This is a genomic window from Cellulomonas sp. A375-1, assembly GCF_001040865.1.
Taxonomy (GTDB): Bacteria; Actinomycetota; Actinomycetes; order Actinomycetales; family Cellulomonadaceae; genus Cellulomonas; species Cellulomonas gelida.
Map to the genome: position 1 here is coordinate 22898 of NZ_LFKW01000065.1, position 15637 is coordinate 38534.

Annotated in this window: 11 protein-coding genes; 5 read left to right on the forward strand and 6 right to left on the reverse strand. The window is 74.0% G+C overall.

Annotated elements, in window-relative coordinates:
- The first annotated feature begins 231 nt into the window (after nt 1-231).
- Entirely contained in the window at nt 232-2127 is a 1896-nt protein-coding gene (locus CWIS_RS07515; RefSeq protein WP_231583725.1) for an NHL domain-containing thioredoxin family protein, read from the forward strand.
- Between the two features lie 28 nt (nt 2128-2155).
- Here the strand turns inward: CWIS_RS07515 and CWIS_RS07520 are convergent, their stop codons facing one another.
- The 4 genes from CWIS_RS07520 to CWIS_RS07535 form a co-directional block, all read right to left on the reverse strand.
- Nucleotides 2156-3565 carry a diguanylate cyclase gene (locus CWIS_RS07520; RefSeq protein WP_048342646.1) on the reverse strand — a complete coding sequence of 470 codons (1410 nt, stop codon included), beginning with the start codon at nt 3563-3565 and terminating at the stop codon, nt 2156-2158.
- A gap of 110 nt (nt 3566-3675) precedes the next feature.
- Complete coding sequence (locus CWIS_RS07525) at nt 3676-4350, reverse strand: heme oxygenase (biliverdin-producing) (RefSeq protein ID WP_082156299.1); 675 nt, start codon at nt 4348-4350, stop codon at nt 3676-3678.
- A 233-nt stretch (nt 4351-4583) separates the two neighbouring features.
- Nucleotides 4584-4805: a DUF6458 family protein gene (locus CWIS_RS07530; RefSeq protein ID WP_048342648.1), complete on the reverse strand. Its 222-nt coding sequence runs from the start codon at nt 4803-4805 to the stop codon at nt 4584-4586.
- Between the two features lie 169 nt (nt 4806-4974).
- Nucleotides 4975-7071, reverse strand: a complete 2097-nt coding sequence (locus tag CWIS_RS07535; protein WP_048342649.1) for an alpha/beta fold hydrolase — start codon at nt 7069-7071, stop codon at nt 4975-4977.
- Between the two features lie 475 nt (nt 7072-7546).
- Here CWIS_RS07535 and CWIS_RS17550 point away from each other — a divergent pair, with 475 nt between their 5' ends.
- Nucleotides 7547-8479, forward strand: coding sequence for a type IV toxin-antitoxin system AbiEi family antitoxin domain-containing protein (locus tag CWIS_RS17550; protein ID WP_053071609.1), 933 nt, complete (start codon nt 7547-7549; stop codon nt 8477-8479).
- Nucleotides 8480-8780: 301 nt separating this feature from the next.
- On the opposite strand, the gene CWIS_RS07545 is transcribed toward CWIS_RS17550, so the two are convergent.
- Complete coding sequence (locus CWIS_RS07545; protein ID WP_048342650.1) at nt 8781-10934, reverse strand: cytochrome c oxidase assembly protein; 2154 nt, start codon at nt 10932-10934, stop codon at nt 8781-8783.
- A 243-nt stretch (nt 10935-11177) separates the two neighbouring features.
- Here CWIS_RS07545 and CWIS_RS07550 point away from each other — a divergent pair, with 243 nt between their 5' ends.
- From CWIS_RS07550 to CWIS_RS07560, 3 genes are all read left to right on the forward strand, one after another.
- Nucleotides 11178-13055: an MDR family MFS transporter gene (locus CWIS_RS07550; RefSeq protein ID WP_082156291.1), complete on the forward strand. Its 1878-nt coding sequence runs from the start codon at nt 11178-11180 to the stop codon at nt 13053-13055.
- A gap of 69 nt (nt 13056-13124) precedes the next feature.
- The gene (locus CWIS_RS07555; RefSeq protein WP_053071610.1) at nt 13125-13655 is read left to right on the forward strand and encodes a ubiquinol-cytochrome c reductase iron-sulfur subunit; all 531 of its coding nucleotides are present in this window, start codon (nt 13125-13127) and stop codon (nt 13653-13655) included.
- Between the two features lies 1 nt (nt 13656).
- Nucleotides 13657-14076: a hypothetical protein gene (locus tag CWIS_RS07560; RefSeq protein ID WP_048342651.1), complete on the forward strand. Its 420-nt coding sequence runs from the start codon at nt 13657-13659 to the stop codon at nt 14074-14076.
- Nucleotides 14077-14305: 229 nt separating this feature from the next.
- On the opposite strand, the gene CWIS_RS07565 is transcribed toward CWIS_RS07560, so the two are convergent.
- A partial coding sequence (locus tag CWIS_RS07565) for a 2-oxo acid dehydrogenase subunit E2 (RefSeq protein WP_082156292.1) occupies nt 14306-15637 on the reverse strand: 1332 nt, incomplete at its 5' end.

The window sequence follows — 15637 nt, forward strand, 5'->3', positions numbered from 1 at the left end:
AAGCCTGAGCAACCCCTGCTTCGTCGCCCACCCTCCCGACCCAGCACCTGCTCCGGCCCCACCACCCGGAAGCCGGAGCAACCCCCGCCTCACTCCCACGCCCCGCCACGACCCAGCGCTCGCTCCGGCCTCACCTCGTCGGAGCCTGAGCGAGTGCTGGGTCGCGGGAGGAGCGTGGCGGGGGTGGAGGGAGGAGAGAATGGGGGTGTGACTGGTGGGCGACTTCCTCGGGTGCGGGCATCGGAGCTGCGTGGACGGGGGTGGCTCAACACCGGCGGGCGCGACATCACGCTCGCGGACCTGCGCGGCAAGGTCGTCGTCCTCGACTTCTGGACCTTCTGCTGCATCAACTGCCTCCACGTGCTCGACGAGATGCGCGAGCTCGAGGCGGAGTTCTCGGACGTGCTCGTCGTGATCGGCGTGCACTCCCCGAAGTTCGTGCACGAGGCGGACCCCGACGCGCTCGTGGCGGCGGTCGATCGCTACGAGGTCCACCACCCCGTCCTCGACGACCCGCAGCTCGTCACGTGGCAGGCGTACACGGCGCGCGCCTGGCCGACGCTCGTCGTGATCGACCCCGAGGGGTACGTCGTGGCGCAGATGGCAGGCGAGGGGCACCGACACAACCTCGAGGTCCTGGTGCGCGAGCTCGTCGCGGAGCACGACGCGAAGGGCACGCTGCACCGCGGCTCGGGCCCGTACGTGCCGCCGCGCGCGACCCCCGGGACGCTGCGGTTCCCGGCGAAGGCCGTCGCTCTGCCGAACGGCAACCTTCTCGTCGCCGACGCCGGGCACCACAGCCTGGCCGAGCTCGCGCCGGACGGCCAGACGCTGGTCCGCCGGATCGGCTCGGGCGAGCGTGGCCTCGTCGACGGCGGTCCCGACGACGCGCGGTTCAGCGAGCCCAACGGCCTGTGCCTCGTGCCCGACGAGCTGCGTCCCTGGCTCGAGTACGACGTGCTCGTCGCGGACACCGTCAACCACGCGCTGCGCGGCGTGCGGCTCGCGGACGGCGCCGTGACCACGGTCGCCGGCACCGGTGAGCAGCTCATGGTCGGTGCGTCGGACAACGTGTCCGCCGCGTTCGGGGGCGGCACCGGTGCGGGCTTCGCCGGTCCGGCGCAGGGCGTGCGGCTCTCGTCGCCGTGGGACGTCGCGTGGTCGCAGCGGTGGGGCGCGTTCGTCGTCGCGATGGCCGGCAACCACACGCTGTGGGCGTTCGACGACAAGGAGGGCTCGATCGCGCACGTCGGCGGGACCATGAACGAGGGGCTGCTCGACGGGCCGCTGCGCGACGCGTGGTTCGCGCAGCCGTCGGGGCTGGCCGTGGGGCCTGACGGGCGGATCTGGCTCGCGGACTCCGAGACGTCCGCGCTGCGCGTGGTCACGCCGACGCCTGCGGGCGAGGGTTCCGTGGACACCGTCGTCGGCGCCGGGCTGTTCGAGTTCGGGCACCGCGACGGACCGGCCGACGAGGCGCGTCTGCAGCACCCGCTCGGCGTCGCGGTGCTCCCCGACGGCTCGGTCGCGGTCGCGGACACCTACAACGGTGCGGTCCGCCGCTACGTGCCGGCCGGCCCCGAGGGCACCGGCACGCCGGTGGGCGAGGTCACGACGATCGCGACGGACCTGGCCGAGCCGAGCGGGCTCGTCGTGCTGGGCACCGGAGCCGACGCGACGCTGCTCGTCGTCGAGTCCGCCGCCCACCGGGTCACGCGGATCCCGCTCGCCGGCATCGTCGCTGCGGCCGTCGACGGGGGCGTGCACCGCACGCAGCGACCCGTCACGGACCTCGCGCACCGGGTGCGGCTCGACGTCGTGTTCACGCCCGCGAAGGGACAGAAGTACGACGACCGGTTCGGCCCCTCGACGCGGCTGCAGGTCTCGTCGACCCCGCCGGGGCTGCTCCTCGCGGGGGCCGGCGACGACGTCGCGCTCGACCGTGAGCTCGTGCTCGACCCCGCGGTCGGCGAGGGCGTGCTGCACGTGACCGCGCACGCCGCGTCGTGCGACGACGACCCCTCGGTCGAGTACCCGGCGTGCCACCTCAACGCGCAGGACTGGGGCGTCCCGGTCCGCGTGACCGCGTCGGGCGACACCGCCCTGACGCTCCCGCTGCACGGCTGACCGGGACGGCGTCAGCGGGGCGCCGGCGTCAGGACGCGCCCTCGATCGCGACCGCAGCCAGGGCGTGCAGCGCCGTCGTGACCGCGGGGCCCTGCGCGGCGTGCGGCGAGGCGCCGATCTCGACCAGCCACGCGCCGTGCACCACCTGCGTGACGAGCTGCTCGTGGTCGCCGTCCGCCGGGCTGCCACCGCGCGCCACCGCCGAGGCCGTGCCGTCGCGCTGCATGAGCACCGCCCACGCCGACCCGCCGAGCGTCTCGGTGGTCGCCGCCGCGAGCGCGCACAGCCGAGGCACCACTCCCGACTGCGCCGCGGTGATCGCCGCCGCACCGGCCACGACGACGCGCTCGGCGGTGACCGCGGGGTCCGCGATCGGCACCGCGGACTGCCGGGCACGCGCGCGGGCGCGCTTCACGCGGTACTGCGCGATGTCGGCGCGGCGGAACAGGTGCCGCGCGGAGATCTCGCCGGTGATCGCCGTCGAGGCCAGGCCGTAGGAGATCGCCGCGCCGTGCGGCAGAGGGAAGTCGAGCGTGGTCGAGAGCATGACCTCGGCGACCTCGGCGCGGTGCTGGCCGACCGTCACGAGGCAGAACTCGTCGCCGCCCAGGCGCGCCGCGGTGCTGCCGGGCAGCCGCTCGACCGCGCGGCGCATCACGTCCGCGACGCTGCGCAGCAGGTCGTCGCCCACGTCGTGGCCGAGCTCGTCGTTGACGCGCTTGAGGCCGTCCACGTCGCACATGACGATGCAGACCTCCTCGCCCGACTCGAGCGCGGCCTCTGCGGCGTTGTCCGCGACGCGGCGGTTGGCCAGGCCGGTCAGCGGGTCGTCGGCGACGAGGTGGCGGATCTGCTCCTCGAGGTCGACGCGTGCGATGGCCCCGGCGACGAGCGCGGCGAGCACCTCGGCGGTGGCGACGTCGTCGGTGGTGAACAGCCCGCCGTCAGGACCGCGCAGCGCGAAGATCTCGCCCCACACCGCACCGTTGACGACGATCGGCGCACCGAGCGAGCTCGCGGCCCCGACCTCGAGCAGCTGCGCGACCTCGACGGGGTCGCCCGCACCCTCGGCACCCGGCTCGGTGGGTTGGCCGGTGACGTCCTGCGCGTGCGCGACCCAGCTCTCGCGCTCGCGGATGAGCCGGCGCAGCGCTGGCCGGTCCTCCGCGCGGTAGGTGGTGAGCAGCCGCCACCCGTGGCGCGGGTCGGACGCGGGCTCGTGGTGCAGCACGCGCATGGTCTCGTGCTCGATGCGGCAGGTCGCGGCGAGGCGCGCGCGCAGCATCTCGGCCGCGAGCGCCGCGGCGGTCTGGACGACCTCGTCGAGCGAGCGAGCGCTCTCCAGCCGGTGCGCTGCCAGGGCGAATCCGCGGGCGCCGCTGAGCGCCGCGGCGGCCCGTCGGCCCCCGCGAGCTCCGGCCGTCACCCGTGGCGTCACGGGGACATCATCGCCTGCCGAGGGCACCTGCGGACACCGGCGGACGAGGAATCACTCGTTCCGCACAAATCACCCGCCCGCGCAGGTCAGACGCGCACGATCGACGCGGCTCAGGCGGAGGTGTGCCGCTCGCCGAGCTCGGCGAAGACCGCCTGGTTGAGCCGGAAGGCGACGCGCGCCTCCTCGACGGTCGCCGCGACCTGCTCGTCGTCGAGCGGCAGCTGGTCCAGCCGGTCCCGGTAGACGTCCTTGAACGGCTTGAGCTTGTGGATCTGCGGGAAGTCGTAGAAGCCGACGCCGTCGTCGGGCACGGCGTAGTGCCGCTGCACCATGCGCTTGACGACCTGACCGCCCGAGAGGTCCCCGAGGTAGCGGGTGTACGCGTGCGCCGCGTAGAGCGTCACGTCCGACGAGCACGCGACGAGCCGCTGCGCGTAGTCGAGCGTCGCGGGCAGGTAGGTCACCTGCGCGGACCAGTCGGGGCCGAGCAGGAACGCGAGGTCGCGCTCGATCGCCGGGACGCGCGTCAGCTCGTCGAAGACGAGACCGTGGTCGTCACCCACGGCGCGCAGCACCGCCCCGGCCCGCTCGAGCGCGGTGTAGATCGCGAGCTGCTGGACGGCGAGCGCGGTGTACGCGTCGCGGTCCAGGCGCCCGGAGACGAGCCCGTCGATGAACTCCATGCCCTCGGCCTGGCTGTGCTGGTCGCGCGTGCCCTCGCGCAGCGACGCGGAGAGCGTCATGCCGGTCGCGGTGGCGACCGTCGGGACGGAAGTCGTGGTCACGGGCGTCTCTCTCGTCGGCGTCAGCACGTTGGTGACGTGTTGTCAGCAAGAGTACGCCACGGAGTAAGGCTTGCCTATCCTACGACCACGATGCGGGCAGAGCGCGGGCGCACGGCGGGCACGGCCCGGGCGCACGACGAGCGCCGCGCAGCTCGTCGGCCGCGCGGCGCTCGTCGTCCCCGTCTCCCGTGGCCGCCTCACGCGGCCCGGACCCTGCACCCAGCCGGGTGCCCTCACACGGCCGGCGGCGGCGTCTCCCGGTGCTCGACCACCGCGGTGTGCGACGTGTTCGCACGCTGCGCGTTGATCACGAGCGCCAGGATCAGCATCAGCGCACCGGCGCCCATGCAGATGTAGCCGATCAGCCCCAGGTTGACGCCGTCGATCGCGTCGCTGACCGCGAACGACAGGATGGCGCCGATCACGAGCAGCGCGATACCTCCACCGATACCCATGCTTGCTCCCTCTCGTCGGTCGGCCGAAGCTCGGCCGGTCTCAGATGGGGGAGTCTTCCCGCAGCCCTCCGTCGGCGCGCGCCAGTCGCCCGGTTCGTCCCGGTATGCCCGGGGTCGGGGGCGCCGGCCGTCACCCGGACGAGCGGCGCCCCTGCCCCCAGCCCCGCGCTCAGCCCAACGTGTCCGGGTACGCCACCGCGTCGTCGCCCGTGCGACCCAGCACGTGCTCGGCCAGGAACGCCTCCACCACCTGGTACCAGACGATCGCGTGCTGCGGCGTGAGCACCCAGTGGTTCTCGTCGGGGAAGTACAGGAAGCGGTGCGCCGTCCGACCCTCGTCGTCCGCCGGCAGCCCGGACTTGGCCAGCAGCTCGTACCAGAGGCGCAGGCCCTCGCCGATCGGCACCCGGTAGTCCTTGTCGCCGTGCACGACGAGCATCGGCGTCACGATCTGCCCGACGAACCGGTGCGGCGAGCTCTCGAGCGCCATCTCGTCGGTCATCTCGCGCTGCCAGTAGAACGACGCGTCCGTCGTCGGCCCGAACTGGTCGAGCGCCCACAGGCTTGCGTGCGTGACGATCGCGCGGAACCGGTCCGTGTGCCCCGCGACCCAGTTCGCCATGTACCCGCCGAACGACCCGCCCATCGCGGCGGTGCGCGTCTCGTCGACCGCCTCGTGCCGCTCCGCGACGTCCGTGACCGCCATGAGGTCCGTGTACGGCGCCCGGCCCCACGCACCCCACCCGGCCTGCACGAAGTCCTGCCCGTAGCCCGTCGACAGCGCCGGGTCCGGCAGCAGCACCGCGTACCCGCGCGCGACCAGCAGCCACGGGTTCCAGCGCCACGACCACGCGTTCCACGACCCGAGCGGCCCGCCGTGGATCCACAGCAGCAGCGGGGCCGGGTGCGCCGGGTCCGCGCCGTCCGGCAGCGCGAGCCACGCGCGCACGCGGCGGCCGTCGGCGACGGTCGTCTCGACCTCCTCGAGCCGGCCCGGCAGCTCGGGCGTCGGGGCCGGCGAGCGCAGCGCGACCGCGGTCGTCGGGAGCACCGTCAGGTCCACCCGCACGGGATGCGCCGGGGCCAGGTACGACGAGCGCAGCGCATACGCCGTGCGGCCGTCCGGGCTCACCTGGACGTCCGAGAACGCCGCGTCGTCGCTGGTCACGCGCGTGACCGTGTCCTCGCCGCCGTCAGTCGCCAGGTCGATCCGGAAGATCGGGGCGCGCCCCTCGTCGTCCGCGACCACGAGCAGTCCCGACGAGTCCGGCAGCCACACCGCGCCGCCCGGCCACCGGTCCCAGCCCGGCGCGAGCACCCGTGACGGCCCGCCCGCGAGCGGCACGAGCGCGAGGCCCACGCGCGGCGCCTCGTGCGGCGTCGAGATCGTCTCGTACGCGTACACGACCCACCGGCCGTCGGGCGAGACCACCGGCGACCCCGCGTCGATCCCGTCGTCCTCGACGAGCGTCCGGCGCTCGCCCGTGGCGACGTCGATCGCGACGAGCCTGCTGCGCTGGTCGGCGCGTGCCCGCAGCTGCGTCCAGCCCGTGACGATCGTCGTGCCGTCCGGGGAGATCGTGGCGTGCTGCTCGACGAGTGCCGCGCGCGCGTCGGGCGTGCGGTCCGTCAGCTCGAGGCGCGGGTCGTCCTGCCCGGCGAGGAGGGCGTGCTCGTCGTCCGCACCGTCGCCCGCCTGGATCTCCGCCGTGAACAGGTGCGGCGCGGCCGGTCCGAGGTCGTGGTCCCAGTACCGGACCGGGTAGCCGTCGTGCAGGATCGCGGCGACCTTCTTGTCCTTGCGGTCCTTGCGGAGCTTGTCGTCGCTCTCGGCGTCGCTCGCGCGCGGCAGCACGTCGCCCGCGAGGAGCACGGTGCGCGCGTCCTTGGCCGTGACCAGGCCACCGAGCCCGCCCGTGCGCGCCGCGACCACGCGCGCCTCTGCGCCGTCGCGCGGCAGCAGCCACAGCGCGGGCGGGGCCTCGTCGTCCGCGTCCTTCGCGGCGGGGTCCGGACGCGCACTCGTGAACAGCAGGTCGCCGTCGCGCGTGAACGCCGCACCACCCTCGGACTTCGCCGACCGGGTCAACCTCCGGGCCGGCTGCTCACCGGCGGGATCGACCTCCCACAGCGCCGTCAGGTACTTGGTCTTCTTCGTGTCGAGCGTCGACACCGCGACGACGAGCCGCTGCCCGTCCGGCGAGAGCGTGAGCCCTCCGACCCGCGGCACAGCGACGTACTCCTCGAGATCCCCGATCTTCACCATCCCCCCGTCCTATCACCCCCCTCCCCCACTCCCACCCCGTTCCACGAGCACCACAGCCAAACCGCCCCGGCCCGCGCCCCACCCCGGACCCCACCATCACCGCCACCCAGCACCTGCTCCGGCCTCTGACCCGATTCACCTGAACAACCACTGCCTCACCACACCTCACGGCACGACCCAGCGCCTGCTCAGCCCTCCGAGCTGAATCCCCTGAACAACCGCTGTCTCACCACACCCCCACCGCGCGACCCAGCGCCTGCTCCGGCAGGACGCCCCGCTCGCCGGAGCAGGTGCTGGGTCGGCGTGCTGGCCTCGCACCCCGGGCTCTCCGGCCTCGGGACCGTTGAGCGACTGCGCCCGCTGAGCAGTCGAAGGGGTGATGGCGAGCCGTCCACAGGTCAGGCTCTGCGCACGGCCGTCCACAGGTGGGAGGCCGTGGGCCCACGAGCGGCCCCGGGCGCGGTGACCTTGGGGGATGCGTCCGATCGTCGTCCCCGCCGAGCTCGTCGGCCTCGCCCTGCAGCAGGAGGGTCTCGTCTCCCACACGCAGTGCGACGCGCACGGTCTCGGGCGGGATACCCGCACGCGGCTCGTCGCGTCAGGTCAGTGGCATCGCGCGACCCGCGGCGTCTACGACACCACGCCTGGGCAGGAGCCCTCGCACCCCGGACGACGCCGACGCGCAGTGTGGCTCGGGATGCTCGCCTACGGTCCGGACGCGATGGCGGTCGGCGTCGGCGCCCTGGCCTTGCACGGCGTCCAGGGGCTCCCGATGCACCCGCGACCGGAGGCGGGGCTGCCTGACGGCTCCCCGCGCCACGCTCGCGACGGCGTCAGGCTGCGGTGCTTCGACCCGGTGGTGACCGTCGAGCTGGGCGGTCGCCGGATCGCCACCCTTGCCGATGCCCTGGTGAGGGCGTTGCCGGAGCTGCCTCGACGCAACGGGTTGGCGGTGATGGACGACGTCGTGCACCGCGGCCTGCTCTCGTCGGACGAGGTCGCGTCGCTGCCTGCGCGCATGGGGGGCAGGCGCGGGGTCCAGCGTGTGCGGACCTGGTGGCCGTTCGTCGACGGTCGGGCCGAGTCGCCGTTCGAGAGCTTCGCTCGGCTGGAGTGCATCGACGACGGGGTCCCGCCCGACGTGCTGCAGCTCGAGATCGTGCCGCCCGACCAGGGCGGCACGCTTCGCGGGGACATGGGCTGGCGGCTGAAGGGTGGTCGCTGGCTGGTCGCCGAGCTGGACGGTGACGAGTTCCACACCTCGCCTGACGCGGTGCTGGCCGACCGTCAGCGCCAGAACCGCATCGCGACCGTCGGCTGGGTCTACCTCCTTCGCTTCGCATGGCCGGACCTCGGGACCATGACGATCCCGCGCCAGATCCGCCGAGCCCTCGCGTACCACCGCTGACCACCGAGCGCACGCATCCCTCGTCGTGCACGGGCGCCCGTACCCCGGAGCAGACGCTGGCTCGCGCTGTGGGGTCGCGCTGTGGGCCAGCGCCACGCACTCGCTAGTCGGGAGCGGCGACGCCGCGAGCCAGCGGATGCTCAGGCCAGTCCCGCCGGGAGCCGGAGCACGCGCTGGGTCGACAGGGGGTGACGCCGCGATCCAGCGGATGCTCAAGCCAGTCCCGCCGGGAGCCGGAGCACGCGCTGGGTCGACGGGGGTGGGGTGGCTGGGGTGGGGGGACGGGGGTGGGGTGGTGGGGTCAGTCGTTGAGGGACTTGAGCATGGCGTTGTAGGCGTCGAGCTCGGGGTCCTCGTCGCGAGTGCGGCGGTCGCGTTGGCGCGCGGTGCGGTCGTCGTCGCGGGACCACGCCAGCGCGACGCCGATGGCCAGCGCCAGGGTCGGGAGCTCGCCGATCCCCCACGTGATCGCGCCGCCGGTCTGCTGGTCGGCGATCGCGGACGGCCCCCAGGGCCGGCCCATGAGGCCGAACCAGTCGGCGACGAGCAGCGACTCGCCCGACACGAGCGACACCCCGAAGAACGCGTGGAACGCCATCGTCGCGAACAGCGCGAGCAGGCGCTGCGGGTACCCGAGCCGCTTCGGGCCCGGGTCGACCCCGACCATCGAGTTGACGAACAGGTACCCGGCGAGCGAGAAGTGCACGACCATGAACAGGTGCCCGACGCTGCTGCGCAGCGACCACTCGAACAGACCTGTGTAGTAGAAGAGCAGCATCGAGACGACGAAGTTGACCGCCGCCACGATCGGGTTCGCGAAGAACTGCCCGACCCTGCTGTGCACCAGCACCAGGAGCCACTCACGCGGCCCGCGCGAGACGTCGCCCGACAGGTGGGCCCCGCGCACGGGCAGCGCCCGCAGCGCCAGGGTGACCGGCGCGGACAGCGCGACGAACACGGGCACCACCATGGCGAGCACCATGTGCTGGATCATGTGCGCGCTGAACAGGATGTGGCCGTACGTCGCGGGCCCGCTGTTCGTCGTCCAGCCGAAGATCAGGAGCCCGACGGTCCACGAGGCGGTGCGCGCCCAGGGCCACGCGTCGCCGCGCCGGCGCAGCCGCAGCACCCAGCGCCAGTAGACGACGAGCCCCGCGACGGTCGCGAACGCGAGCAGCAGGTCCCAGCGCCACTCGGTGAGCCACCGCGAGGCCGTCAGCTCGGGCGGCAGCGGGTGGCCGGTGATCCGGTAGGCCGGGGTCGGGTCGGCCGGCGGGGTCTCCGGCACGGGCGGCGCGCTGGACGCGAGCGCCACGGCCACGCCCGAGACGGCGCCCATGACCGCGAGCTCGACGAGCACGAGCCGCCAGAACAGCCGGGTCGCGCCCGCGACGAGAGTGCCCCCGGTCCCGTTCGCGCGCGGGTCGGAGCCGGTGCCCACCGCTGCGGTGCCCGTCGCTCCGACGCTCGACGCTCCGGTTCCGGCCGCGGCGGTCGCCACGGACGCCGACGTGCGGCCGGCCAGGGCCGCCACGGTCCGACGACGGTGCCACAGCCCGAGCCCCGCGAGCGTGACCAGCAGGACGACCTTGGCGACGAGCAGCGCGCCGTACCGGGTGTCGAGCCCCGCGAACGACCCGAGGCGCAGCCACCCGCTCACGAGCCCGGAGGCGGCGACCGCCGCGACGCACCAGCCGGCGATCACGGAGTAGCGCGCGACCGCGGGGGCGAGGTCGGTGCCGACCACCCGCACGAGCACCGCGAGCGCGGCGAGCGCCCCGATCCACACGGCGGCGCCGACGAGGTGCACGAACAGCGCGGAGGTCGCCAGGTCGTGCCCGGCGGCGCCCGCGGCGTGCCCGAGCTGCGCGAGCTGCCAGAGCGCGACGATCCCGAGCACGAGGGTCCACGCGGCACCGGTCGGGGTGCGCACGACCATTGACAGCGCCGTGACGACGGCGGCGACGACCACGACCGAGCCGAGCGTGCGGCCGAGCGGGATCTGCGTGACGTACAGCCACAGCTCGTCGCCGAAGCTCGGCGCGGTGACCGACGTCCCGGCGACGTTGGCGTAGGACAGCACGAGCTGCGCGACGGCGGCCACGGTCCACACGCCCGCGGCCCACGCGGCGACGAGCAGGGTCCGCGGGTAGGCGGTGCCCTCGGCGGCGGGCCCGCCGCGCAGGGGTCGGCGCGCACCCGGGGCGCGTTCCTCGCGCCGCGGCAGGACGCACACCGCCAGGACGAGCGCGCCGATCGTGGTCGCGGCCGCGACCTCGCCCAGCGTCTCGGTCACGGGCAGGCCCCACCGGACGAGCGGCCCGGGGTCGAGCACGAGCGCGGGCAGCGCCGCACCGGAGAACCACACGCCGACGACCACGGCGATCACGGCGACGACGACGAGCGTGACGACCCGCCACGGCCCGGGCCGCCGCACGTCGGTGAGGACGCTCATGCGCTCACGCCCCCCAGGGGGCGCCCGGACCAGTCGTCGACGCACAGCACGCGTCCAGCATCCCCCACGGCGCGTGATCGTCCGGACGGCGAGACGCACCCTGTGACCGGGAACACATCCATGGGCCCGAATTGTTGCTGACATTCGCGTCCCGGTGGGTCGATCGTCGTGCCCCGGGACGTCGGCGGGCTCCAGCCGCCGGCGCAACCGGTCCCACCCAGGTCCCACCTCCATCGAGGTCAGATGACGCAGCCCGAGACCACCCCCGACGACGCACCGACGCTCGCCCCCGCGGGACAGCCGACCGCGCCTGGCACTGGCACGTCCGAGAGCCCTCCCGACGACGGTGGCGTCCAGCCGCCCTCGCACCGCGAGATCGTCGCGATCCTCGGCGGGCTCATGATCGGCATGTTCCTGGCGGCGCTCGACCAGACGATCGTCGCGACGTCCATGCGCACGATCGGCGACGACCTGCACGGCCTGTCGCTGCAGGCCTGGGTCACCACGGCGTACCTGCTGACGGCGACGATCTCGACGCCCCTGTACGGCAAGCTCTCCGACATGTACGGCCGCAAGCCGTTCTACCTGGCCGCGATCAGCATCTTCGTCGTCGGCTCGCTGCTGTCCGGCACGGCCGACTCGATGTACCAGCTCGCGGTGTACCGCGGCGTGCAGGGCCTGGGCGCGGGCGGGTTGATGTCGCTCGCGATCACGATCCTGGGCGACCTGGTCCCGCCGCGTGAGCGCGCGCGCTACCAGGGGTACTTCCTCGCGGTGTTCGGCACGTCGTCGGTGCTGGGTCCCGTGATCGGCGGGGTCTTCTCGGGTGCCGACGAGATCCTCGGCTTCGCGGGCTGGCGCTGGGTGTTCCTGGTCAACGTGCCGCTCGGGGTGCTCGGCTTCGCCGTCGTCTCGCGCGTGCTGCACCTGCCGCCCGTGCGGCGCGTGCACCACCGGGTCGACTGGCCGGGTGCGCTCGCGCTCGTCGTGGCGCTGGTGCCGCTGCTCGTCGTCGCGGAGCAGGGCCGCACGTGGGGCTGGACGTCGCCGCGGGCCGTGACGGCCTACGTCGTCGGCGCGGTGGGACTGCTCGCGTTCTGGCTGCTCGAGCGGCGCGCGGGCGCGGACGCGATCCTGCCGCTGCGGCTGTTCGGCAACCGGGTGTTCTCGGTCGGCGCCGCGGCGAACGTCGTGATCGGCCTGGCCATGTTCGGTGGGCTCGCGGTGCTGCCGCTGTACCTGCAGATCGTGCGCGGGCAGTCGCCCACGCAGGCGGGGCTGACGCTGATCCCGTTCACGGTCGGGATCATGGCGGGCTCGGTCATCGCCGGTCAGACCACGGCCCGCACCGGCCGGTACAAGATCTTCCCCGTCCTGGGGACGATCCTCATGATCGTCGGGAGCCTGTCGTTCGCGACGCTCGACGTCGACACCGCGTTCGGGTGGATCTTCGCGTTCTCGGTGGTGTTCGGCCTGGGCCTGGGCTTCACGATGCAGCCGCTCGTGCTGGCCGTGCAGAACGCCGTCCCGGTGCAGGACATGGGCGTGGCGACCTCGTCGTCGCTGTTCTTCCGGCAGATGGGCGGCACGCTGGGCACCGCGCTGTTCCTCTCGGTGCTGTTCTCGACCGTCGTCGGGAACATCTCGAAGGCGTTCACGTCGGCCGCGGCCACGCCCGAGCTGCAGGCGGCCGTCGCGGACCCGGCTGTGCGCGCCGACCCCGCGAACACGCATGTCCTCGAGCTTCTCGAGACCGGCCGGACCGACGGCCTGAGCATCGACGACTCGTCGTTCATCTCGGCACTCGACCCGCGCCTCGCGCGGCCGATCCTCGAGGGGTTCGCAGCCTCGATCGACCTGGTGCTCCTCATCGCGGGCCTCGTGATGATCGCGGGCGTGGTGCTCACCCTGCTGCTCCCGGAGCTGCCGCTGCGGACGGTCTCGGGCATCCAGGGCCGCCTGGCCGACGAGGCCGCGGCCGCGGCGGCGGCGGACCCCGAGCCCGCTGCTCACCAGGTGGACGCCTCGGACCGGGCAGTGGAGCCGCCCGACCAGGAACAACGTCTGCATGCGCAGTCACCGCCGGTCGGTTCCCAGCCGACCCACAGCATCGACCACTAGCGTCGCACTCACCGGCTGTCGGGCCGGGCCGTGGGACGACGAGCCGGACGCACACACCGGAGGCACGCCATGACCAGCACCACCACGACAGGCCCGGTCAGCACGGCCGCGGTCGGCGACGTGACGCAGGGCCACCACGACGACACCGCCTGTGCGGGGTGTCTCGACCGGCGCCAGCTCCTGACCCGTGCGGGCGGTGCGGGGATCGCCGTCGCGGCCGCCGCGGTGCTCGCCGCGTGCGGCAGCAGCTCGTCGCCCGGCACGGGCGACACCAAGGGCCAGGCCGCCACCCCCGGCGCCGACGGGGCCACCCCGCTCGCGCAGGTCGCTGAAGTGCCGGTGGGCGGTGCGCTGCTCGTCGAGAACGGCGGGGAGAAGATCCTCTTGGTCCAGGCCACCGCCGGGACCATCACTGCGGTGAGCGCGATCTGCACGCACCAGGGCTGCACGGTGCAGCCCGCCAAGGACGAGCTCGACTGCCCGTGCCACGGCTCGAAGTTCACGCTCGAGGGCGCGAACATCAGCGGGCCCGCCGACAAGCCGCTGCCAGCCGTCGACGTGCACGTGAAGGACGGGGCCGTGTTCTCCGGGGCGGCCTGACATGGCCGCGGACCCGATCGTCGCCGGACGCGGCACGCGCCCGGTCGCGTGGTCCTGGCGGGTGCTCACCGCGCTCGTCGTCGCGATCTCCGCGGCGGTGCACCTGTACCTCGTCGCGTCCCAGGGCTACGGCGGCGGGACGGGCAACTGGCTCGCGACGGCGTTCTGGCTGCAGGGCGTCGGCGGCCTCGTCCTGGCCGTGCTCGTGCTGGTCTGGCGCTCGCCGCTGCCGCTGCTGGGGGCCGCCGGGTTCGGGGCGAGCACCCTCGCCGGGTTCCTGCTCGCGGTCTACCTGCCCGACGGCCTGTTCGGGGTGCAGTCGCAGTGGGCCGGCTGGCAGGAGTGGGTCTCGGCGATCACCGAGGCGCTCGCCGTCGTCTTCGCCCTGGCGGCCCTGTCGGCCGAACGCGCCCGCCGCTGACCCCACCAGCTCCGCCCACCCAGCACCTGCTCCGGCCTGACGCGCGCAGCGCCGGAGCAACCGCTGGGTCGCGCGGTTGAGCGACGACGAGAGTGCGGTCACTCCGGCCTGACGCGTACAGAGCCGGAGCAACCGCTGGGTCGCGCGGTTGAGCGACGACGAGACTGCGGTCGCTCCGGCCTGACGCGCGTCGAGCCGGAGCAAGCGCTGGGTCAGCGCTGGGAGAGGGTCAGCCCCAGACCAGGCCGTGGGCCGGGTCTGCCAGGACCGCGGCGACGTCGGCCAGCACGCGGCTCCCGAGCTCGCCGTCCACCAGGCGGTGGTCGAAGCTCAGCGCGAGCTGCGTGACGTGGCGGACCTTGATCTTGCCCTTGTGCACCCACGGCTGCTGCCGGATCGCGCCGAACGCCAGGATCGCCGCCTCACCCGGGTTGAGGATCGGCGTGCCCGTGTCGATGCCGAACACCCCGACGTTCGTGACGGTGATCGTCCCGTCGCTCATGTCCGCCGGGCTCGTACGGCCCGCGCGCGCGGTCGCGGTCAGCTCGCCGAGCGCCTGCGCGAGCTCGTGCAGCCCGAGCCGGTGGGCGTCCTTGACGTTCGGCACGACGAGCCCGCGCGGCGTCGCCGCGGCGATGCCCAGGTTCACGTAGTGCTTGTAGACGATCTCCTGCGAGGCCTCGTCCCAGCTCGCGTTGATCTCGGGGTGGCGGCGCACGGCCAGCAGCAGCGCTTTGGCGGCGATGAGCAGCGGTGTGACGCGCACGTCCGCGAACTCGCGGTCCCCGCGCAGCTTCTCGACGAGCTTCATGGTCCGCGTGACGTCGACCGTGTGGAACACGGTGACGTGCGGCGCGGTGAACGCCGAGGTCACCATCGCCTCCGCGGTGCGCTTGCGCACCGACTTCACCGGGACGCGCGTCTGGCGGCCGTCGACCGAGACCGTGCCGGACGCGAGCCACGCGCGGTCGTCGTCCTCGGCGTACGTCGCGAGCGTGCGCGCCTCGGCCTGCGCTGCGTGCGCGAGCACGTCCTCGCGCGTGACGATCCCGCCGGGACCGGTCGGGGTGACCGAGTCCAGGTCGACGCCGAGCTCACGCGCGAGCTTGCGGACGGGAGGCTTGGCGAGCACGTGCGTCGCACGGGCGGGCGTCACACCCGACGCGGCGGCGGGCGCCACGCCCGACGAGGCGGTCGTCCGGGCCGACGGCGGAGCGACGGCTGTCGCGGCCGACGAAGCAACGGCCGACGACGCAGCAGCCGACGACGACGCAGTGCCGGCCGGCGGCGACGCAGTGTCGGCCGGCGGCGACGCAGTGTCGGCCGGCGGCGACGCAGTGCCGGCCGGCGGCGCGGGGTCGGCACCGGCGCGGGGACGACGCGCGCTGCCGGCCTCGGCGAGCCCGTAGCCGACGAGCACCGACTCCCGCTGCGCACCACCGGCGAGCGCCGAGTCGCGCGCCGCCTCGATCTCGTCCGAGCCGCCCGGCTCGACGCCGCGGCGCTCGGCGGTCCGCCCGACGTGGCGCACCGCACCGGTCGTCGCGACCGGCTCCCCCCC

Bases quoted from the DNA above. Each gene is read 5' to 3' on its own strand.
- CWIS_RS07530 (WP_048342648.1), bottom strand. From the start codon at position 4,805: ATGGGTATCGGTGGAGGTATCGCGCTGCTCGTGATCGGCGCCATCCTG.
- CWIS_RS07535 (WP_048342649.1), bottom strand. From the start codon at position 7,071: ATGGTGAAGATCGGGGATCTCGAGGAGTACGTCGCTGTGCCGCGGGTC.
- CWIS_RS17550 (WP_053071609.1), top strand. From the start codon at position 7,547: ATGCGTCCGATCGTCGTCCCCGCCGAGCTCGTCGGCCTCGCCCTGCAG.
- CWIS_RS07545 (WP_048342650.1), bottom strand. From the start codon at position 10,934: ATGAGCGTCCTCACCGACGTGCGGCGGCCCGGGCCGTGGCGGGTCGTC.
- CWIS_RS07550 (WP_082156291.1), top strand. From the start codon at position 11,178: ATGACGCAGCCCGAGACCACCCCCGACGACGCACCGACGCTCGCCCCC.
- CWIS_RS07555 (WP_053071610.1), top strand. From the start codon at position 13,125: ATGACCAGCACCACCACGACAGGCCCGGTCAGCACGGCCGCGGTCGGC.
- CWIS_RS07560 (WP_048342651.1), top strand. From the start codon at position 13,657: ATGGCCGCGGACCCGATCGTCGCCGGACGCGGCACGCGCCCGGTCGCG.